General features: G+C 68.1%; 14 protein-coding genes. 8 read left to right on the forward strand and 6 right to left on the reverse strand.

Features of this window, described 5'->3' with window-relative positions:
• Window positions 1-47: 47 nt before the first annotated feature.
• The 3 genes from ACNPQM_RS35190 to ACNPQM_RS35200 form a co-directional block, all read right to left on the reverse strand.
• Window positions 48-551 (reverse strand): levansucrase, encoded by a 504-nt coding sequence (locus ACNPQM_RS35190; protein WP_418087165.1) that lies wholly within the window; start codon window positions 549-551, stop codon window positions 48-50.
• Between the two features lie 178 nt (window positions 552-729).
• Window positions 730-1,839 carry a peptidoglycan recognition protein gene (locus ACNPQM_RS35195; RefSeq protein ID WP_418087166.1) on the reverse strand — a complete coding sequence of 370 codons (1,110 nt, stop codon included), beginning with the start codon at window positions 1,837-1,839 and terminating at the stop codon, window positions 730-732.
• A gap of 32 nt (window positions 1,840-1,871) precedes the next feature.
• Entirely contained in the window at window positions 1,872-2,471 is a 600-nt protein-coding gene (locus ACNPQM_RS35200) for a hypothetical protein (RefSeq protein ID WP_418087167.1), read from the reverse strand.
• A 334-nt stretch (window positions 2,472-2,805) separates the two neighbouring features.
• Here ACNPQM_RS35200 and ACNPQM_RS35205 point away from each other — a divergent pair, with 334 nt between their 5' ends.
• The 3 genes from ACNPQM_RS35205 to ACNPQM_RS35215 all read left to right on the forward strand — a co-directional run bounded on the left by ACNPQM_RS35205 (window position 2,806) and on the right by ACNPQM_RS35215 (window position 13,289).
• On the forward strand, window positions 2,806-11,400 hold the full coding sequence (locus ACNPQM_RS35205) for a DNRLRE domain-containing protein (protein ID WP_418087168.1): 8,595 nt from the start codon (window positions 2,806-2,808) through the stop codon (window positions 11,398-11,400).
• 121 nt (window positions 11,401-11,521) lie between these two features.
• Window positions 11,522-12,475, forward strand: coding sequence for a hypothetical protein (locus ACNPQM_RS35210; protein WP_418087169.1), 954 nt, complete (start codon window positions 11,522-11,524; stop codon window positions 12,473-12,475).
• Between the two features lie 232 nt (window positions 12,476-12,707).
• Complete coding sequence (locus ACNPQM_RS35215; RefSeq protein ID WP_418087170.1) at window positions 12,708-13,289, forward strand: Uma2 family endonuclease; 582 nt, start codon at window positions 12,708-12,710, stop codon at window positions 13,287-13,289.
• A gap of 112 nt (window positions 13,290-13,401) precedes the next feature.
• On the opposite strand, the gene ychF is transcribed toward ACNPQM_RS35215, so the two are convergent.
• On the reverse strand, window positions 13,402-14,490 hold the full coding sequence (ychF, locus tag ACNPQM_RS35220) for a redox-regulated ATPase YchF (RefSeq protein ID WP_358861420.1): 1,089 nt from the start codon (window positions 14,488-14,490) through the stop codon (window positions 13,402-13,404).
• A gap of 195 nt (window positions 14,491-14,685) precedes the next feature.
• Here ychF and ACNPQM_RS35225 point away from each other — a divergent pair, with 195 nt between their 5' ends.
• On the forward strand, window positions 14,686-15,273 hold the full coding sequence (locus tag ACNPQM_RS35225; protein WP_418087171.1) for a DUF6542 domain-containing protein: 588 nt from the start codon (window positions 14,686-14,688) through the stop codon (window positions 15,271-15,273).
• Here the strand turns inward: ACNPQM_RS35225 and ppgK are convergent.
• The gene (ppgK, locus tag ACNPQM_RS35230; protein ID WP_358861419.1) at window positions 15,270-16,007 is read right to left on the reverse strand and encodes a polyphosphate--glucose phosphotransferase; all 738 of its coding nucleotides are present in this window, start codon (window positions 16,005-16,007) and stop codon (window positions 15,270-15,272) included. The two genes, ACNPQM_RS35225 and ppgK, sit on opposite strands and share 4 nt — an antisense overlap.
• 69 nt (window positions 16,008-16,076) lie before the next feature.
• On the reverse strand, window positions 16,077-17,102 hold the full coding sequence (locus ACNPQM_RS35235) for a 4-hydroxy-3-methylbut-2-enyl diphosphate reductase (protein ID WP_418087172.1): 1,026 nt from the start codon (window positions 17,100-17,102) through the stop codon (window positions 16,077-16,079).
• Between the two features lie 106 nt (window positions 17,103-17,208).
• Between ACNPQM_RS35235 and ACNPQM_RS35240 the strand changes: the two genes are divergently transcribed.
• From ACNPQM_RS35240 to ACNPQM_RS35255, 4 genes are all read left to right on the forward strand, one after another.
• Entirely contained in the window at window positions 17,209-18,555 is a 1,347-nt protein-coding gene (locus ACNPQM_RS35240; protein WP_358861417.1) for an APC family permease, read from the forward strand.
• A 100-nt stretch (window positions 18,556-18,655) separates the two neighbouring features.
• The gene (gene xseA / locus ACNPQM_RS35245; RefSeq protein WP_418087173.1) at window positions 18,656-19,867 is read left to right on the forward strand and encodes an exodeoxyribonuclease VII large subunit; all 1,212 of its coding nucleotides are present in this window, start codon (window positions 18,656-18,658) and stop codon (window positions 19,865-19,867) included.
• Window positions 19,868-19,933: 66 nt separating this feature from the next.
• Window positions 19,934-20,191: an exodeoxyribonuclease VII small subunit gene (locus ACNPQM_RS35250; protein WP_266981993.1), complete on the forward strand. Its 258-nt coding sequence runs from the start codon at window positions 19,934-19,936 to the stop codon at window positions 20,189-20,191.
• Between the two features lie 190 nt (window positions 20,192-20,381).
• Window positions 20,382-20,972, forward strand: coding sequence for a malonic semialdehyde reductase (locus ACNPQM_RS35255; RefSeq protein ID WP_358861414.1), 591 nt, complete (start codon window positions 20,382-20,384; stop codon window positions 20,970-20,972).
• Window positions 20,973-21,027: the final 55 nt, after the last annotated feature.

Genomic DNA, 21,027 nt, shown 5'->3' on the forward strand with positions numbered 1-21,027 from the left:
GTCCTCCCCACCCCGGTCGCGGGTACCCCTGACCGCGTACCGGCCCCTCAGCCCTGCTGCGGCTGGAAGTACCGGGCACCCTTCTCGATGAGGTGCCCGGCGTAGACGCGCCCGACGGCCGGCTTCCCGCGGTACATCCCCACGTACCCCCGCACCGTGTCGACGACGACCGGACGGGCGAAGCAGGCGAATCTGTTGCGCTGCTTCTCCTCCGCCCAGGCCATCGCGGCCGGGTCGATCCGGTCACTGACCAGGAGGGGGAAGCAGGCGACGCCGGTCTGCATACCGACGGGCAGCCCGCCCTTGTTCTTCTTGGCGTACGCGAGCACCTGTGTGGTGAACGTGTCGATGACCGGGACAGTGATCTCGGGCACGGCGGCGGCCACGGTGAACAGATGCAGGTTGGTCGCGGCCCACCGCATCCGGAAGTCGGCCCGCCGGCCGACGAGGACCGGCACGCCCGCCCAGTCCTCCCAGCGCGGTCCGCAGCCGTCTGCCGCCAGTCGGCCCTCGACCGAGGCCAGGTAGTTCCGTATCGACTCTTCGCTCATGGCGGCGATTGTCCACGGGCCGGGCACGCTCCGGAAGCACAGGACACCCCGTGGGCAGCGGTCGCGTTCGACGCGGCCGAGTTCAGCCGCGTCACGGCAGTGTCCGGTCACTTCGCCGTGCGATGAACTCCTTCCTGGACGGAGTGGGCGTCGCCCGGCAGGACTTTCGAAACACCCCCTAGGTGCCGGGCGCCGCCGCGGCGAGTGCGCGGATGGTGGCCAGGTCGGCGTACAGGTTGTTTCCGGGGCATTCCGTCGGGTAGCCGTCGCGGTGGCCCGAGATTCGGTTCAGGATGACCTTCTGGCCCTTCTTGTACTTGCCGTTGTCGGCCGCCGCGGTGAGCTCGACCGTGCCGGCGGCGTCGTATCCGTACAGGCCGAGCTTCCAGGCGGCGACCCCTGCCACCGCGTCGAGCACGGGCTGCGAGGAGATCGCGTCGTTGTAGTTGCCGAGGACGGCGACGCCGGTGGTGTCGGTGTTGAAGCCGTAGGTCTGAGCGCCGACGACCGGCTTGTCGATGCCACCCGCGCGGCCCTCGAAGACCGTGCCGCACTTGTCGACGAGGAACTGGTAGCCGATGTCGTTCCAGCCCTGGCCCTGCACGTGGTACAGGAAGATCGCGCGGATCACGTCCGGCGACTGCTCGCAGGTGTAGTCATTGGTGCCCGCCGTGTGGTGCACGAACACCACCTTCGTGTCCGTGGTGTACGTCGCCGGGTCCTTGACCAGGGACTCATCGGCGCCCCAGCCCGAGCGCGGGGTGACGACCGGCTGCGGAGCCGTGCTCGCCATGGAAGTCGACGTCGCGGCCCTGGCGGTGACGCCGTATGACGTGGTGGCGGCCGCAGCGCGCTCCGGGTCCACCAGCTCCACCCGCAGGCCCGCGGGCAGCTTCGACTGCGCGCCGTTACGGCCAGTCACCCTGACCTGTACACCGTCGGACGGCCCCGTCCACAGCGGCTGAGTGCCGGCGCGCACCTCGCCGTCACCGGCGTCGGCCCCGATCTCGGGCGTACGCACGTCGAGTTCGAGGTCATGCCAGCCGGACCAGACACCGGTGAGACTGTCGCGGGTACGGACCTGCGCCGTGCCGCCGAGCTCGGCGCGCGAGTCCGCCCAGGTGACGCCGAGCATGCTGAACGGTTCCGTGCGCCGAGCCGACAGCGCGCGCTGGGCGGGGTCGGAGCCGTGCAGCGCGATGCTCCGCACTCCGTCCGGATGCTGCGCCGCCGAAGTCGCCGGGGCGGTGAGACCCAGGGTCGCGAGGGTGAGGGCGGTGGCCGCCACGACCCTGGTGGTACGGCGGAAGACGTGTGGGATCACTGGGCTTCTCCAAGGGCTGCGGAAGCTTCGGGGGCGGGGAGTTCACTGCTGCACGTGGTCCGGCCGAAGGCGCCGGTGGCGGTGGCGCGTTGAACGTGCTTGCCACGTACGGTCAGGGTGCAGCTGGCCGTGCCGCCCTTTTCGCCGAGGGTGACGTTGACGATCGGGGAAGAACCGAGCGGAACGCTCACGGTCTTCCTCCACGGCAGGCCGACGTTGGTCACGACGTCCGCCTTGTCGCCGCCGGCCCCGCGGTAGGAGATGTCGGCCGCGCCTTCGCCGAGCACCTCGTAGACCACCTCGGCGGTGGGCGTCGTCGCCCGCTTGCCCGCCGGCTCGTCCTCGGTGTCGAGGACTCCGTAGGTGACCAACCCGCCACAGGCGAGCAGCAGGGCCACCGCGACGGCGATGCCGCCGCGGTCGATGCGGCGATCGTCCGGATTGGAGGAAACCCTTGTGGCGTCCGGGGTTTCGGACTCGTCCGGTCCTTCCGGTTCTTCGGTCGTCGGCATGGCCGCGCTTTCTGTCGAGGTTAATTCGCCTGGGTTATACACCATCACATTCGGCAGACGCCAGGCTTCGGAGAAGTCGGGCAAGACGACCGCAAATCACCACCGACCGATCGGCGAAATACCCTGAATGTGTAAACAGTTGACGGGCACTCACCTCTGTGACAAGGATCCCTCCGCTGCGATCGGCGCACTTCTGGCGAGGTTGCTTTCCGGTAAATGGAAGGTGGCCTGATTCGACCTGCTCTGAGGTGCTCCGGTCGAGGTCAGGTATGTCGCGACCGGCGGCGGAGCGCCCGCGCCGGCGCGTCGTTGCGCCTATTTCGCCCAGCGCGAGACAGGTGCCGATGAAGGGAATGGCGTGAAAGTGAGATACGGGCGGGCGATAGCCTGCCTCGTGATATCAGGCGTCGTTGGGGCCATGCTGCCACAAGTCGCTTATGCAGCACCGGTTTCGAACGATTCCGGCAAGGGTATCGTCGATGCCTTGGCGGGCTGGTTCTCGGAGGACGAGGACGGAAAGAAGAGCGAGCCGAAGACCGGTGGAACTCCCCTGCTGCCGAGCCGCGAGAAGCTGCCACAGGGCAAGCCGGCCGCGAAGGCGAAACGCCTCGCGGAACTGACGGGCAAGCGGACGGCGAACGCTCGCTACTGGAAGCTGTCCGACGGACGGGTGCAGGCCGAGGTGTCGGCCGTGCCGACCGGATACCGGGCGGGGAAGTCCTGGAAGGACATCGACCCGACGGTCACCCCGACCGGAACCAAGGGCTTCGAGTTCGCCAACACGACCAACACAGCCAGTAGTTGGTTCGGTTCGAATGCGCGGAAGCTGCTGCGGTTCGAGTCGGCGGACGGTCATGCGGTCACGTTGGGTCTGGAGGATGCGGGCAAGCTCGCACCCGTCGCCAAGGGTGACACGGTCACGTACAAGGACGTCGCGTCCGGTGCGGACCTGTCGTACGAGGTCGGTCCGGGCCGGGTGAAGGAGAACATCGTCCTGGCCGAACGGCCTGCGGGCGCGGTGCAGTTCACCTTCACGCTGGATACGGGCGGGCTGACGCCGAAGGGCGGCAAGGACGGGTCGGTCGCCTTCTACGGCGAGGGTCCGCACCCGGTGCTGCAGATACCTGCGGCGTTCATGACGGACGCCAAGAAGGACGCCACGTCTGGGTACGGTGTCGGCTACAGCAACAAGGTCAGCCAGAAGCTGGTCAGGGACGGCAAGGGCTGGAAGCTCGTCGTCACCCCGGACGCGAAGTGGCTGGCCGCCAAGGAGCGGCAGTACCCGGTCGTCATCGATCCGACCATCGAGGTCGCACCGACGCCGACGGAATCGCAGGACACGATGGTCCTGTCGTCCGCTCCGGCAACCAATTTCAACGGCTCGTGGCGGATGTCGGCCGGTCTGGACTCGGCCGGGGCCGCGGCGCGGTCGCTGGTGAGGTTCGGCCTGTCCGGCGTTCCGGCAAACACCACGCTGGAAGACGCCCGGCTGCAGCTGTACTACGACCAGACGCACACCGGCGTGAGCGCGGGTGCTCCGGTGGAGCTGGGCGCGTACCGGGCCACGGGTGCCTGGGACGAGGCCGGCGCGACGTGGGACAAGACCAGCGCCCTGGTGGGTGAGCTGTCCGGGTCGACCACGCTGGTGGACGACGGGGATGAGGGCACGACCGCGGCGGTGGGTGCCTGGCCCGCCTCCGGGAACACGGCGTTCACGCAGTACGCGGTCAACCGGGACTACCTGTACAACAAGGACTCGGTCGCGGGTGACACCTACACCTGGCAGCCCAAGCTGCCGGAGGACGGCACCTACCAGGTCGACGTCCACTCCATCCCGGCCAACGACCGCTCCACCGCGGTGCCGTACACCGTCACCTACAACGGCGGCAGCAAGGCCTACACGGTCGACCAGCAGACCGGCACCGGCGGGATCTGGAAGCCGCTGGGCGCCCACCCCTTCAAGGCCGGCACCGCGGGCAGGATCGTTCTCGGTGACGGACCCGCCTCCACCTCCACCGCGGTGATCGCGGACGCCGTGCGCTTCACCAAGCCGGGCACCGTCTCGATGCCGGCGAACACGTACAACAAGTGGCACTCCTTCTCGGTGAAGGACACCGTCCAGTCCTGGCTCGACGGCACCAGCACCAACAACGGCTTCGTCATCAAGGCCACAAATGAGGCCGCAGGCGCCCCCAAGGGCGGCCCGCGCTACGAAGCCTCGGAGTTCGGCTACGGCGGCGAGACCGTCAACTACCCCAAGCTGGTCCTCACCTACGGCCGCCCGGGCGTGACCCTGGACGCCCCCTCGGTGATCCACGACACCGGTGCCGAGCTGAACTGGTCCGCGTACGCCGATCCGTCTGCCATCAGCACGGCAGACGACATCGCCGAGTACCAGGTCCACCGGTCGGTCTACCAGACCTTCACCCCGTCCGCGTCCACCCTCGTGGCCCCGGTCGCCCCGGGCACGACAAAGTTCACGGACACCACGGCGGTGCCGACCAAGGCCGACGACGCGGACCCCTTCGGCCGCGCGTACTACTACATGGTCGCGGTCAAGACGAAGGACGGGAAGGTCACCTCGGCCCCGACCCAGCTGGTGCGCCTGCCGAAGGCCGGACGCACCACCAAGGTGTTCGAAGCCGCGCAGGACACCACGCTGTCCTCGACCGAGTCGACGCTGCCGCACGACACCGTGCAGGACGGCCAGCCGCAGAACTGGGTCACGGTCGGCAACAACTCGGCCACCTATGGCAAGACCCGCACCCTGCTGAAGTTCCCCGAACTGGGCATTCCGTCGACCGCCCGCGTCCTGGACGCCAAGGTGCGGCTGTGGGGAACGCAGACCACCTTCTCCAACGCCGGGGGCAGCTATGAACTGCGGCCGCTGACGAAGGACTTCGACGAGACCACCGCCACCTGGGTCAAGGCCAACACCACCACCAACTGGACCACGGCAGGCGGCGACTACGGCACGGCGGTGGCCGACACGGCCCCGGCCATGTCCAACGACCCGGCCCGCCACGACTGGAACGTCACCTCCCTCGCCCAGGGCTGGGTCACCACCCCGGCCTCCCAGCAGGGCGTCGTGATCAAGATGGCCGACGAGGCGGCCTCGCAGGAGCGGAGCATCTTCCTCTCCTCGGAGGCGACCGAGGAGCGGCTGCGGCCGCGCATCGTGGTCACGTACATCGACTCCACCACCGAGTCGACGTACTACGCGCCGCAGACCCCGGCGCGGATGACCCCGAACACCACCTACACGGTGGACCTCACCCTCACCAACACCACCTCCTCGACGTGGAAGGCCGCCAACCAGGTCCTGACCTACAAGTGGGCCCTGCCGGACGGCACGGACGTCACCAACGGCGGCAATCAGATCCAGACCGCGCTGTCGAAGGACGTGGCCCCCGGTGACTCCGTCACCCTCCAGGCGCAGGTGAAGACCCCGATCAACTCCGACTCGGGCAACAAGCGCACCGACTATGTGCTGACCTGGGACGTCTACAACAAGACGACCTCGACCTGGGTCTCGGGCACCGACGGCATCCCGGGCCTGAACCAGAACGTCGCGGTGGAGGACCCGACCTCCAACCAGCTCGGCATGGAGAAGTTCTACTCCTACACGGGCAAGAACACCGGCGCCGGCTCGACCGTCATGAACAACCTGGCGTCCGGCAACAGCGTCTGGCAGTACAACGCGTTCACCAACCCCGGCCGCGGTGTCACCACCTTCGCCCGGTTCGCCTACAACAGCCAGGACACCTCCGACACGGTCTCCGGATACGGCTGGTCCTTCCAGGCGTCCGGCCCGATCCGGCTCGGCGCGCCGCTTGAGTTCCACCCCAAGCCGAACCCGACCGAGATCAGGCTCCCGGACGGCGACGGCACCACGCACGTCTTCAGATGGGACTCGGTCAACAACGCGTGGAAGGCCCCGTCCGGCGTCCACTTCAAGCTGACGGCGAAGCCCGGTCTGGACTGCACCCCGCTCAAGGACCCGGTCCCCGACGCCTGGACGATGACCCGTCCCGACGGTACGCGGTTCCTCTTCGGCTGCGACGGCTACATGACGTCGCTGATCGAGAAGAACGGCAACACGCAGACGTATACGTACGAGGAGCGGAAGTCCAACAACAAGCCGACCAAGTTCCTCAAGTACATCACCGATCCGGCCGGCCGGCAGTCGCTGACGATCGACTACTACGCCAAGGCCGACAGCAGCAACCCGAAGATCATCGACCACATCAAGTCGATGACCGAGATCTCGGGTCGTACGTTCACCTTCGAGTACTCCGACAAGGGTCTGCTCACCAAGATCACCGACGGTGCGGGCTCGTCCCAGCCGAAGGTGTTCGGCTTCGAGTACGACGCCATCCAGGGCAACAAGAACGTCAAGCTGGTCAAGGTCACCGACCCGCGCGGCAACGCCACGTCGATGACGTACTTCGCCCCGAAGGCGGGTGACGACCCGAAGTACCACTGGTGGACCAAGACGATCACCGAGCGTCTGCAGGGCGTCACCACCTTCGACTACGCGGTCGACGCCGGGAACGCCAAGTTCGTCGACACCAAGGTGACCGACGCCGAGAACCACGCGACCGACTACGTGTCGGACGACTTCGGCCGCCCGGTCCAGACGACGAACGCCAAGTCCGAGTCGACGAAGCTCTCGTGGGACGCGGACAACAACGTCACGTACCTGGAGGAGGCCAACGGGGCCAAGACCGCGTACTGCTACGACCAGAAGACGGGCTACCCGCTCTGGAAGCGCGACGCGGAGAGCAACAAGTCGGGCGTCCCGCCCCCGGGCGACTGCGCCCCGGGCACGTACCCGGCGAACTCGGCCCAGTACGCGTACCAGACCCGGCTGGACGGATACTCCGCCGACCTGTTCACCAAGACCTCTCCCGAGGGCCGGAAGTGGCAGTTCGGCTACGACTCCTTCGGCAACCTCAAGACGGTCACCGATCCCAAGGGCGTCTCCACCGCCGCGGCCGGCGACTACACCACCTCGTACGAGTACAACTCCTACGGCCAGCTGACCAAGGCGACCGACCCCAACGGCAACGCGACGACCTCCGGCACGTTCGGTCCCGCCGGATACCCGGCAGAGATCACCGACGCCCTGGGCAAGTCGACGGACTTCGTCTACGACGAGCGCGGTCAGGTCACCGAGGTCACCGACGCCCTGGGCAAGAAGACCACCCAGACGTACGACACCTTCGGACGTCCGAAGGAGAACAAGGTCCCGAAGGTCCAGGCTGCGGGTGAGTTCATCACGACCCCCGCACCGGTCTACGACGCCAACGACAACATCACGTCGTCGACGTCGCCGAACGGCGCGGTCTCGAACGCGGTCTACGACGCCGCGGACCAGCTCGTCTCGGCCACGGCGCCCAAGGACACGCCCACGTCGCCCGAGCGGCGGACGTCGTACACCTACGACAAGGCGGGCAACCTCAAGACCGTCACCGAGCCGAAGGGTTCGCTGACGACTTCGGACACCACCGACTACGTCACCACCAACCACTACGACGCGATCTACCAGCTCACCTCGGCCGTCAACGCGGCGGGGCACAAGATCTCCTACGAGTTCGACAACGTCGGCAACGCCGTCAAGGTCGTCGACCCGAAGAAGAACGCGACCCCGGACACCACCGACTACACGTCCAAGATGGTGTACGACCTGAACCACCAGGTCACCACCTTCACGGACGCGGCGGGCAAGTCCAGTTCGCGCACCTACGACAAGGACGGTCTCGTCCTTACGGCCACGGACCCCGCGAACAGCACCACGACCTATACCTACGACGAGCGGGGCAAGCAGACCGAGGTCAAGGGTCCGTACGACGGGACCACGTTCCGCACCACCAAGTACGAGTACGACCAGGCCGGCAACACCACCAAGGTGATCACGCCGAAGGGCACCGCGACGGCCACTGCGGACGACTTCACCTCGCGTACCGAGTACGACGCGCTGAACCGTCCGGTCAAGCAGTTCCAGCCGTACGACCCGACGGATCCCAAGAACAGCGACCCGAACGTCTACACGCAGACGGTGTACGACGCGGTGGGCCGGGTGGAACGACAGTCGCTGCCGCCGTCGGAGGGTCAGACGGTCCGCAACGACACGGTCTTCGAGTACTTCGACAACGGCTGGACGAGGAAGTCCACCGACCCGTGGGACATCACCACGACGTACGACTACACCGAGCTCGGGTATCAGAAGGCCCGTACGCTCACGTCGGCCGGCGGTTCCTCGGACCGCACCATGACGCAGTCGTACTACCCCGACGGCAAGCTCAAGTCCAAGTCGGACGACGGCGTGCCGGTGGGCAAGTCGGTCGTGCTCGTCGACAACTCCGACATCCAGCACACCTCCGCCACGGGCACCTGGGCGACCGGCGACGTCGCCGGCCAGCAGGGCTACAACCACCGCACCCACGCGACCGGCACGGGCACCGATGCCTTCACGTGGACGCTCAACATCCCGAAGGACGGCACGTACACCGCGTATGTGAAGTACCCGAAGGTCTCGGGCGCTGCGACGGCGGCGAAGTACACGCTGGCGCAGGGGGCGACGACCCACCCGTCGGTCACCAAGGACCAGACGGCCGGCACTGGAACCTGGGTGACGCTGGGCTCCTACAGCCTGAAGCAGGGCAACGACGCCAAGCTCAAGCTGGAGCCGAGCAGCTCGGGCATCGTGGTCGCCGACGCCGTCAAGCTGGTGCGGGACACGTCCGGAGAGACGGACAGCGAGAAGCACACCTTCGCCTACGCCTACGACGTCAACGGCAATCTGACGTCGATCGACGACACCTCCTCGGGCGCGAAGATCGACGCCTACACGGTCGCCTACACCGGCCTCAACCAGGTCGAGAAGGTGACCGAGGCCCTCACGGGCCAGGAGAAGAAGGTCACGTCGTACACGTACGACGCCAACGGCCAGGCCGACACGGCCACGCACCCGGACCAGTTCTCCAAGTACACCTACGACCTGCGCGAGCTGGTCAAGTCGATCTCGGTCGGCAAGTCCGCCTCGGACGCGTCACCGAAGGTCACGTCGTTCACGTTCACCGACCGCGGCCAGCGGCTCAAGGAGACCAAGGCCAACGGCAACACCGTCGACTACACGTACCTCCTCGGCGGTGACCTGAAGTCGACCACGGAGAAGAAGGGCTCCGGAACGCTCGTCTCCTCGCACACCTACGCCTACGACCTGAACGGCAACAAGGCGCAGGACGTCGCGAAGAAGATGAACGCCGACAACCACGCGGCGTACCTCGACTCCACCACCGACTACACCTACGACGCCGTGGGCCGGCTCACCGAGTCGGTCAAGACCGGCAACGGCGCGGGCACCGAGAAGTACGTCCACGACGACAACGCCAACGTCGTCTCGCAGACGGTCAAGAACGTCACCACCGCCTACGAGTACGACCGCAACCGGCTGCTGCGGGCCACCACCGGTGGCTCGGCGGCCACGTACAACTACGACCCGTTCGGTCGGCAGGAGTCCGTCACCTCGGGCAGCCAGGTCATCGAGAGGAGTGTGTACGACGGCTTCGACCACGTCGTGGAGTCCCAGAAGATGGACGAAACCGGCGCCCTGAAGTCGACGAAGTACACCTTCGACCCGCTCGACCGCACCGCCTCGAAGACGGCCGAAGGCAAGACGACCGACTTCAACTACCTCGGCCTGTCCGGCGAGGTGCTGAGCGAGGAAGTCGCCGGACAGCTCACCAAGTCGTACCAGTACAGCCCGTGGGGCGAGCGCCTGTCCCAGGTCAAGCACAACGCCGACGGCACCGGCGAGGACGGCTTCTACGGCTACAACTCGCACACCGACGTCGAGACGCTGACCGACAAGAGCGGTGACACCAAGGCGACGTACGGCTACACGGCCTACGGCTCCGACGACAAGTCGGAGTTCACGGGCATCGACAAGCCGGACACCGCGGACCCGACGAAGCAGGAGTACAACCCCTACCGCTTCAACGCGAAGCGCTGGGACGCCCAGTCGGAGACGTACGACATGGGCTTCCGGGACTACAGCCCGGGGCTCAACCGCTTCACCACCCGGGACATGTACAACGGCGCCCTGGCCGACATGAACATGGGCGCGGATCCGTTCACCGGCAACCGCTACTCGTTCGCAGGCGGCAACCCCACCAGCTTCGTCGAGCTGGACGGTCACTTCGCCTTCGCGATCCCGGCCCTCTGGTGGGCAGGGGCCGCTCTGGTCACGGCGCTGTACGCGTCGACGCCGCAGGGTCAGCAGAACCTCTCGGACGCGGCCACCGCGCTGAGCAACCTGATGCCGACTGCGGAGGACCTGAGCCCGTCCAGCTCGTCCAGCGGGACGAGCACCGCCCCCACGCCGTCGCCGGCGCCTGGACCGGCTCCCACCCCGCCTTCGGGCGGCGGCGGAAGCGGCCCGCAGGGCTTCCACACCGGAGCAGCGGTCTCCATGCTGGTCCGGATCTTCTCGGGCCTGTCGTCGTCGAGCGCCAGCGAGGACAACTCTCCTCAGCGCAAGGCGATCGACCGCGCCGGGGAGGAGAACCGAAAGTGCCAGGCTTCCTCCGGTCCGAGCCTCGTGTGGAACACCCCGGTGGACGGGCAGGGTCGAGCCACCGGCGGGTTCGCCTGTCTGAACCCCGCCTCTCCGGCGAACGTCGACAACACGGGCCCGCAGAACCCTAGAGGCTGGGACCTCCAGGACGAGGCCGACGACTGGAACCGGGCTCACCTCATCGCCCGTGAATTCGGCGGCAGCCATTACCGGGAGAACATCGTCCCGACGACCATGTACCAGAACCAGAAGGAGGGCATGCGTACGGTCGAGTACGAGATCGAAAGGCGCCTCAAGCTGGGCGAGAAGGTCTACTACCAGTCCGTTCCGGTCTACGTTCCCAACATGGTGAACCCGATCGGCGTCCACATGTACGTATCGAGCGCGTCGGGTTCGTTCTCCCGGCTGATAGCCTCCGGAGTCCACGACTGATGGGCTCTCGGATCACTGGAGTCATGAGTCCCTCGAGGGACTGATCCGGCACAGATGAGGCGGTGGGGTGAGCGGCCGTTGGTCGCGCACCCCACCGCCGATGCCGTTCGGAGAGGAATACATGAATCATCTCGATGTCGTCCGCCTGCTCGAACTCGTCGCCCCGGTGCGAGAGGAGGGCGAGGGGTACGGGCAGGTCGTGCCCGAGGACTTCGAGCTGCTGGTCAAGGCGCTGCCTCAGGGGGTGATCGCGGGTTCCGTCTTCCTCAACCGCTCCGACGTCCCCGTGCGCTCCCTGGAGGACTTCACGGCGGACGCCGCGCTTCGCCTCGCGGACATGCGGGATTCCCTGCGCTCACGGGAGCACGTGCTTCCGTTGTCCCTCTTCCCGCAGCCCGGCGGCATGGTGCCGTGGGGCCGCACGGCCCGAGACGGCGTGCTGCTGTGGGACACCACCGACCCCAGCACTGCGAATTGGACGACCGTCCTCACGGACAAGGATTTCCAGCTGTGGCTGGAACTTCCCTTTTCCGCTTCGGATTTCGCCGCGCGGGCTCTTGTCGGACGCCCCGAGGGGATACCCGCATTCGAGACGTACGAGGAATATGAGTCGGGCTCGTTCTGGAATGTCGCGGACGACATGCGGGCCACTGCCACGGTGCTGGCGAACCGGGACATCGGGGCGGCGGAGGAAATCGTCACCACGGTACGGGGTCTCGGTGTGCCCATTGTCCGGCAGTACGCCGAGGAGCTTCTGGACCGGGCCGTGAACGAGTCGTCCACCCCGCTCCCGGAGGACTACCTGGCGATCATGCGGGAGTTCCCCGGCGGGGTCGTCGCGGGCATGCGGGTGTTCCCCGTCGCGCGCGCCACCTGGCTGACGGAGGACCGGCTGTTCCTGCAGTGGGGAGAGCTGGAGGGCAAGGCGTTCGGCTGGCTCACCATGAAGACCGATCCCCAGGACTGGCGCGTCGCCTATATCGAGCCGGACGGCACCGCGCTCACGCACCTGGAGGACCAGACCTTCGCCACCTTCCTGCGCCGCCGGCTCAAGGGCAACAACTCACTGTTCTGAGCTCGGGTCAGCAGCGCCGAAACACCTCTGCCCGACGGCTCGAGCCGTCGGGCAGAGGTGTCTTTCGTCGGGGTGAACGTCCGGCCGCCCGCGTGCAGCTGGTCGGCATCGGTCGTGACGCAACCCGCATAATCACCGACGGACTGCCCACCCTGGGCAGCTTCGGTTGCGCCGATTATGGATCAGTAGCACAACATCCCCTCTTGACGGCCGCAATCACTAGGGTCGGCTCATGACCGCACTGCCCGACTGGATGCGCCCGCCGCGCGCGGAAGGCTGGTTCGCGGAGGACCTGGACCGCCTCCCCGAGGCACCCCGCCACACCGAGCTCATCGACGGAGCCCTCGTCTTCATGATGTCGCCCCAGCGGTCCTGGGATGGCCGCCTCGTCACCGCCCTGACCACCACACTCATGGAGCAGGCGCCGGCCGGCTTCGAGGTCGAGCGGGAGATGACGATCCGTCTCGATGCCCGCAACCGCCCCGAGCCGGATCTCTTGCTGACTGACCTGGCCTACGACCCCGACCGCACCTGGTACGCCCCAGAGGACGTGAAGCTCGTCGTCGAGGCCGTATCCCCCGAATCCGCCCACCGCGATCGCACCGTAAAGCTTCGCAAGTACGCAGAGGCCGGCATCCCGCACTACTGGTGCATCGAGGATGAGGACGGGGCACCCGTCGTCCACGTCTACGAGCTCGACGAACCCACCGGCGCCTACGCGCCCGCCGGTATCTTCCGGGGCACCCTCCAACGCCCGGTGCCCTTCGCCATCAGTCTGGACCTCGACAAGCTCACGCCGCCCCGAAGCAGCTGAAAAGTCAGCACCATGTCAGCGCGGGAACGCAGAAGGGGTCGGACTCGTCGGGGTCCGACCCCTTCTGACCTGCGCACGCGACAAAAGCGCCTTACATACAGCAACGAGGCAGCTACACGTTGAAGCGGAACTCCACCACGTCGCCGTCCTGCATCACATACTCCTTGCCCTCCATGCGGGCCTTGCCCTTCGCGCGGGCCTCGGCGACCGAGCCCGTCTCGACCAGGTCTTCGAAGGAGATGATCTCCGCCTTGATGAAGCCCTTCTGGAAGTCGGTGTGGATGACACCGGCCGCCTCGGGGGCCGTGGCACCCTTCTTGATCGTCCAGGCGCGGGCTTCCTTCGGGCCTGCCGTGAGGTAGGTCTGAAGGCCCAGGGTGTCGAAGCCGACGCGGCCGAGGGTGGCCAGGCCGGGCTCTTCCTGGCCCATGGACTGGAGAAGTTCGAGGGCCTCGTCGTCGTCGAGTTCGATGAGCTCGGACTCGATCTTGGCGTTGAGGAAGATCGCCTCGGCGGGGGCGACCAGGGTGCGCTGTTCGTTCTTGAAGTCCTCGTCGACCAGCTCGTCCTCGTCGACGTTGAAGACGTAGAGGAAGGGCTTGGTGGTGAGGAGGTGCAGCTCGTGGAGGAGCTTGCCCTTCTCGGTGCCTGCGGTGATGCCCGCGGCGAAGAGGGTCTGGCCGGACTCCAGGATCTTCTGGGCCTCCTCGACCGTGGCGAGGACCGCGACCTTCTCCTTCTGGAGACGGGACTCCTTGGTGAGGCGCGGGACGGCCTTCTCGATGGACTGGAGGTCGGCGAGGATCAGCTCGGTGTTGATCGTCTCGATGTCGTCCTTGGGCGAGACCTTGCCGTCGACGTGGACGACGTTCTCGTCCTTGAAGGCACGGATGACCTGGCAGATCGCATCGGACTCGCGGATGTTCGCGAGGAACTTGTTGCCGAGGCCCTCGCCCTCGCTCGCGCCGCGCACGATGCCGGCGATGTCCACGAAGTCGACGGTTGCCGGGAGCAGCTTCTGGGAGTTGAAGATCTCCGCGAGCTTGTTCAGACGCGCGTCGGGGACGCCGACCACGCCGACGTTCGGCTCGATCGTGGCGAACGGGTAGTTGGCCGCCAGCACGTCGTTCTTGGTCAGGGCGTTGAACAGGGTCGACTTGCCGACATTCGGCAGACCGACGATTCCGATCGTGAGCGACACGTTGGCGACTTCCTGCAGTAAGGATGGATGGGCCGATTCTCCAGTTTACGGGCGGGGGCAAGCGGGTAGTCACAGGTCTGGCGCGGGGACGGTCCGGTTCCCGTTCGGCCATGTGGCATCGAACTCATCGCCAAGGTCACCCAAAGGGCGTGTCCCACGCCTCTGTCCTCCCGCTTCGCGACCTACGTTGTCCCGGTGGAGCAGCCCAGAACACGTCCCCCTCGGCACCGACAGTCGCCTCAGCAGCCCCCGCTGTCCCCGCAGGGCACCCTCGACGAGGCCGACGCCGCCTGTCGGACTGTGGGCTCGCCCCGCCCCCGGGCACGCCCGGTGCCGCCCGCCGTGCTCGCGCTGCGCCGGCTGCCCAGTCCTCGGCTCACCGGCATCGGTGCCGGATTGTTCGCCGCCGCCGCCATGTTCTCGCTGGCGTGCCTCGACTGGCTGCTGTTCGACGGTTCACCGACGGTGTACGGGGTGCTGTTCCTGCCGGTCAGCGTGCTCACCGCACTGTGGGTACGGCCGGCCGACCTGGTGACCGCACCGATCAGCGTGCCGATCGCGTTCGCCGTCGGTGTGATTCCGATCTCCGGCGGCACGGGCGGCTTCGGCGGGCAGACGATGGCGGTCGTCACCGCGCTCGCCGTCCATGCCGGCTGGCTGTACGGCGGCACGCTCGTCGCGGGGCTCATCGCCACCGTGCGCAAGGTCCGGCTGATGCGGCAGCGCCGGCGGCGGATGCTGCTGGCCGCGCGGGCGGCGCGGACCCGGCGTCCGAAGGGTTAGCTGTCTGCCGCGGCCATGGCCGCGCCGACGATGCCCGCGTTGTTCTGCAGCTCCGCGGGGATCATCTCGGCCCGGACGTGGTCGATCAGCGGCAGGAACTTGTCCGCCTTGCGGCTGACTCCGCCGCCGATGATGAAGAGCTCGGGCGAGAACAGCATCTCCACGTGGGTCAGGTACCTCTGCACCCGGTGCGCCCAGTGGTGCCAGCTCAGTTCCTCGTCCTCCTTGGCCTTCGTGGAGGCGTGCTTCTCGGCTTCGTGTCCGTTCAGCTCCAGATGGCCGAGTTCGGTGTTGGGCACGAGCTGCCCGTCGATGAAGACAGCGCTGCCGATCCCCGTACCGAACGTCAGCATGATCACGGTCCCCTTGCGGCCCCGCCCGGCGCCGAACGTCATCTCGGCGATTCCCGCCGCGTCGGCGTCGTTGAGGACCGTCACCGGAAGGCTCAGCTTGTTGCTGAGGAGGGTGCGGGCATCGGTGTCGATCCAGCCCTTGTCGACATTGGCCGCTGTGCGGGTGACACCGCCGGTGACAACGCCCGGGAAGGTGATGCCGACCGGTCCCGACCAGCCGAAGTGGCCGACCACCTCGGCCACGCTGTCGGCCACGTCCTCGGGCGTGGCCGGCTGCGGTGTCAGTACTTTGTGGCGCTCCTGCGCCAGGTCTCCGCGGTCCAGGTCCACGGGAGCACCCTTGATCCCGGATCCGCCGATGTCCACGCCGAAGATCTGCATGCGACCCACGGTACGGGCCCGCGCCGCGCCGCGCCCCACTTCCCGGGGCACGGACCAGCACCCCCGGGGCTACTTCGCGGAGAGTGCCTCGGCCTCCGCGCGCAGGTCCCGGCGGAGCTCCTTGGGCAGCGAGAAGGTGATCGACTCCTCGGCCGTCTTCACCGTCTCCACGTCTGCGTAGCCACGCTCGGCCAGCCACTCCAGGACGCCGTCGACCAGCACGTCGGGGACGGAGGCGCCGGAGGTGAGGCCGACCGTGGTGACGCCCTCCAGCCAGGCCTCGTCGATCTCGTGCGCGAAGTCCACCAGATGGGCGGCGGGGGCGCCCGCGTCGAGGGCGACCTCGACCATGCGGATCGAGTTCGAGGAGTTCTTGGAGCCGACGACGATGACCAGCTCGGCGTCCTCGGCCAGCTTCTTCACCGCGATCTGGCGGTTCTGCGTGGCGTAGCAGATGTCGTCGCTCGGCGGCGAGAGGAGCTGGGGGAACTTCTCCTTCAGCGCGTCCACCGTCTCCATCGTCTCGTCGACCGAGAGCGTGGTCTGGGAGAGCCAGACGACCTTCGACTCGTCGCGCACGGAGACATGGGCGACGTCCTCGGGGCCGTCGACCAGGGTGATGTGGTCGGGCGCCTCGCCGCTCGTGCCGATGACTTCCTCGTGGCCCTCGTGGCCGATCAGGAGGATGTCGTAGTCCTCCTTGGCGAACCGGACCGCTTCCTTGTGGACCTTGGTGACCAGCGGGCACGTCGCGTCGATCGTGGCGAGCTTGCGCTCGGCGGCCTCGGCGTGGACGGCCGGTGCGACGCCGTGCGCGGAGAACATCACGATGGAGCCCTCGGGGACCTCCGCGGTGACGTCGACGAAGATCGCGCCCTTCTTCTCCAGCGTCTGCACGACGTACTTGTTGTGCACGATCTCGTGGCGGACGTAGATCGGGGCCCCGTACTGCTCCAGGGCCTTCTCGACGGCGATCACGGCACGGTCCACGCCCGCGCAGTAGCCACGGGGCGCGGCGAGCAGGACGCGGCGCGTGGCGCCCGCACTCGGGTCGGTGGCGGGTGACGGGCTGGGCGTAGCAGTCATGCGTCCCATCGTAAGGCCGTGCCGAACAGGCGCGGGATCGGCCGGGTCTGGAGACTTGCCCATACGCGACGTACGCCCCGTACGCGACCGTGTCCGCGCGATCTACGGAGGGCTCATGGCCAAGGGCAGAACGGACCGGGCGGGACTGCACAGGACGCTCGGGTTCCGGGATCTGGTGGTGTACGGGCTGCTGTTCATCGCGCCCATGGCACCTGTCGGGATCTTCGGCACGCTCGACGCGAAATCGGGCGGTGCGGTCGCGCTCGTGTACGTCGTGGCGACCGTCGTCATGGCGTTCACCGCCTTCAGCTACGCCCAGATGGTGCGGGTGGTGCCGCTGGCCGGTTCGGTCTTCGCGTACGCGCGCAAGGGGCTCGGGGAGGGGCCCGGGTTCATCGCCGGGTGGATGGCGATGCTGGACTATCTACTGATCCCGGCGGTCGCCTATCTCTTCTCCGGGATCGCGATGAACGCGCTGGTGCCGTCGGTGTCACGGTGGGTCTGGACGGCGCTCGCGGTGGTCGTCACCACGCTGCTCAACCTGTGGGGGGTGCGGGCTGCCGCCCGGGTCGGCTTCGCGGTGCTCGCGATGGAGATCGCGGTGCTGGCGGTGTTCCTGGTGTCGGCGGTGGTCGTCCTCGTGCGGAACGGGGCGCAACGCGGCTGGTGGACGCCGCTCACCGGGGACTCCGGCTTCTCGACGACGGCGGTGCTGGGCGCGGTGTCGGTGGCCGTGCTCTCGTACCTGGGCTTCGACGCCATCGCCTCGTTCGCGGAGGAGGCCACCGGCGGCTCGGAGAAAGTGGCGCGGGCGGTGCTGTTCTGTCTGGTGCTCGCGGGGGCGCTGTTCGTGGCGCAGGGCTATCTGGCGGCCCTGCTGGAACCGATGACGTCGGCGGAGCTGGCCGCCGCTCCGGCCAGGCAGGGGTCCGCCTTCTACGACGCGGTGGACTTCGCCGTCGGCACCTGGCTTCACGACCTGGTGGCGGTCAGCAAGGCGATCGGGGCGGCGTTCGCGGCGCTGGCCGGGCAGGCGGCGGCGGGGCGGCTGCTGTTCGCGATGGCCAGGGAGCGGCGGCTGCCCACACTGCTGGCCCGGGTCGACCCGCGGTCCGGGGTGCCGCGGACCGCGATCCTGATCGCCGCGGGCGTGACGCTGGTGGCGGCGGTGTGGGCGGCCCGGCGCGCCGACGGCCTCGACCGGCTGGTCTCGGTGGTCGACATCGGGGCGCTGACGGCGTTCGTACTGCTGCATGCGTCGGTGATCGGCTGGTTCGCCGTACGCCGGATGAATGGGCCGCCCAGCTGGTGGCGGCACGTGCTGATGCCGGTGGTGGGTGCGGGGGTGCTGGTCGCGGTGATCGCGGAGGCGACGGCGAGCGCTCAGGTGGTGGGGGTCTTCTGGCTGGCGGTGGGGCTGGTGGTGCTGGCGTTGCAGTTCGGGCGGCGCCCGGCTGTATGACGGTCTCCCCGCACTCCCTGTCGTGGAGGAGGCCGTGTAAGGAGTCTCCCGCGTGTCTGGGGCTGCCTCGTTGTCCGTGGCGGCGGATACGCTCGCTCGCATGGCTCTCAATACGTCCGCGGAAGCTCCGCTGCCCGTCGGCGAGGTGTCACGGCTGATCGGGGGATGGATCGACCGGCTCGGCGCCGTCTGGGTCGAGGGGCAGATCACGCAGTTGTCGCGACGTCCGGGTGCCGGAGTGGTGTTCCTGACGCTGCGCGACCCGTCGCACGACATCTCCGTGAGCGTGACCTGCTTCCGTCAGGTCTTCGACCGGATCGCGGATGTGGTGACGGAGGGTGCGCGGGTCGTCATCCTCGCCAAGCCCGAGTGGTATGCACCCCGCGGCCAGCTGTCCCTGCGGGCCACCGAGATACGGCCGGTCGGCATCGGCGAACTGCTGGTCCGGCTGGAGCAGCTGAAGAAGTCCCTGGCCGCGGAGGGACTCTTCGCCCTGGACCGGAAGAAACCGCTGCCGTTCCTGCCACAGCTGATCGGCCTGGTCTGCGGTCGGGCGTCGGCGGCCGAGCGCGACGTGCTGGAGAACGCGCGGCGGCGCTGGCCCGCGGTCCGGTTCGAGGTGCGCAACACCGCGGTGCAGGGCGTGCACGCGGTGAACCAGGTGGTCCAGGCGGTGAAGGAGCTGGACGACCTGCCCGATGTCGATGTGATCATCGTGGCGCGCGGCGGCGGCAGTGTGGAGGACCTGTTGCCGTTCTCGGACGAGCAGCTCATCCGTACGGTCGCCGGGTGCCGCAAGCCGGTGGTGTCCGCGATCGGGCACGAGCCGGACTCCCCGCTGCTTGACCTGGTCGCGGATCTGCGGGCGTCCACGCCGACGGACGCGGCGAAGAAGGTCGTGCCGGACGTGGGCGAGGAGCTGGACCGGGTGCAGCAGCTGCGGGACCGGGCCCTGCGGACCGTACGAGGGCTGCTCGACCGGGAGGAGCGGGGGCTGGCCCATGCGCTGGGCCGGCCCGCCATGCAGCAGCCGCAGCGGATGGTGGACGAGCGTGCGGCGGAGGTCGACGCGCTCATCGGGCGCAGCCGCCGGGTGCTGGGCCATCTGCTGGACCGGGCGGACTCGGAGCTCGCCCACACCCGGGCGCGGGTGGTCGCACTGTCACCCGCGGCGACGCTTGAGCGCGGGTACGCGGTGCTGCAGCGGCCGGACGGCCATGTGGTCCGCTCCCCCGCGGACGCCGGGGCGCCGGGCGACGAGCTGCGGGCGCGGGTGTCGGAGGGCGAGTTCACCGTGCGGGTGGCCGAATGACGGACGCGCCGCCCCGCCGTTTCGGCTCTGACCTGGTTGTCGTACCTCACACATAGGGTGGATCACATGACGGACGACGCGACAACGGCACCTGCCGCCACGGACACGCTCGGGTACGAGCAGGCGCGCGACGAGCTGATCGAGGTCGTGCGGCGCCTGGAGGCGGGCGGCACGACGCTGGAGGAGTCGCTCGCGCTGTGGGAGCGCGGCGAGGAGCTGGCCAAGGTGTGCCGGCACTGGCTGCAGGGCGCCCGGGCCCGGCTGGACGAGGCGCTCGCCCAGCCCGGGAAGGAGCAGCCGGACGGGCAGGGCGACGCGGGCTGAGCCCGGGCCCGGAATAGATCCGGCGCGCCCGGTGGTTGTGCGCCTCGTCAGAAGCCGGGCGGCCTGGCGCACTTCTCACACGTTTGTGGAGTGGCTCACTCCGGTCAGGTTTTAGTTGAAAGTTAACCTACCTATCGCCTACGGTCGCCATATCGCTTGATCCGTATCCGTCCGGAAGGTATTCCGCAAGATGTCCCTCGTTCTTGACCCCGCTGCCCAGGACCTCCTCTTCCGCGAGGCCCGCACCGCCAACACCTTCACCGACGAGCCGGTCTCCGACGAGCAGGTCCAGGCGATCTACGACCTGGTCAAGTACGGCCCGACCGCCTTCAACCAGTCGCCGCTGCGCGTCGTCCTGGTCCGCTCCGACGACGCCCGCGCGCGCCTCGTGAAGCACATGGCCGAGGGCAACCAGCCGAAGACCTCCACCGCTCCGCTGGTCGCGATCCTGGCCGCCGACAACGAGTTCCACGAGGAGCTCCCGGCCCTGATGCCGCACTTCCCGCAGGCCAAGGACGCGTTCTTCTCCGAGCGCCCGGTCCGCGAGTCGTCCGCCGCGCTGAACGCCGCCCTGCAGGCCGCGTACTTCATCGTCGGCGTCCGCGCCGCCGGCCTGGCCGCCGGCCCGATGACCGGCTTCGACGCCGCGGGCATCGAGAAGGAGTTCCTGGACGGCGACCACAGCCTGCTGATGGTCGTCAACATCGGCAAGCCGGGCGAGGACGCCTGGTTCCCGCGTCTGCCGCGTCTCGCCTACGACGAGGTCATCACGACCGTCTGAGCCGTTCCAGGCGTACGGAGAGGGGGGGCCGGGGCCGCGGGGCGGGGGCCCCCCC

The sequence above is a fragment of the Streptomyces sp. NPDC056231 genome (assembly GCF_048270745.1).
GTDB lineage: Bacteria > Actinomycetota > Actinomycetes > Streptomycetales > Streptomycetaceae > Streptomyces.

Excerpts from the sequence above, each read along its gene's own strand:
- xseA (WP_418087173.1), top strand. The coding sequence starts at position 18,656 with ATGGCTCTCAATACGTCCGCGGAAGCTCCGCTGCCCGTCGGCGAGGTG.
- ACNPQM_RS35190 (WP_418087165.1), bottom strand. The coding sequence starts at position 551 with ATGAGCGAAGAGTCGATACGGAACTACCTGGCCTCGGTCGAGGGCCGA.
- ACNPQM_RS35205 (WP_418087168.1), top strand. The coding sequence starts at position 2,806 with ATGCTGCCACAAGTCGCTTATGCAGCACCGGTTTCGAACGATTCCGGC.
- ACNPQM_RS35250 (WP_266981993.1), top strand. The coding sequence starts at position 19,934 with ATGACGGACGACGCGACAACGGCACCTGCCGCCACGGACACGCTCGGG.
- ppgK (WP_358861419.1), bottom strand. The coding sequence starts at position 16,007 with ATGCAGATCTTCGGCGTGGACATCGGCGGATCCGGGATCAAGGGTGCT.
- ACNPQM_RS35235 (WP_418087172.1), bottom strand. The coding sequence starts at position 17,102 with ATGGGACGCATGACTGCTACGCCCAGCCCGTCACCCGCCACCGACCCG.
- ACNPQM_RS35255 (WP_358861414.1), top strand. The coding sequence starts at position 20,382 with ATGTCCCTCGTTCTTGACCCCGCTGCCCAGGACCTCCTCTTCCGCGAG.
- ACNPQM_RS35215 (WP_418087170.1), top strand. The coding sequence starts at position 12,708 with ATGACCGCACTGCCCGACTGGATGCGCCCGCCGCGCGCGGAAGGCTGG.
- ACNPQM_RS35210 (WP_418087169.1), top strand. The coding sequence starts at position 11,522 with ATGAATCATCTCGATGTCGTCCGCCTGCTCGAACTCGTCGCCCCGGTG.
- ACNPQM_RS35240 (WP_358861417.1), top strand. The coding sequence starts at position 17,209 with ATGGCCAAGGGCAGAACGGACCGGGCGGGACTGCACAGGACGCTCGGG.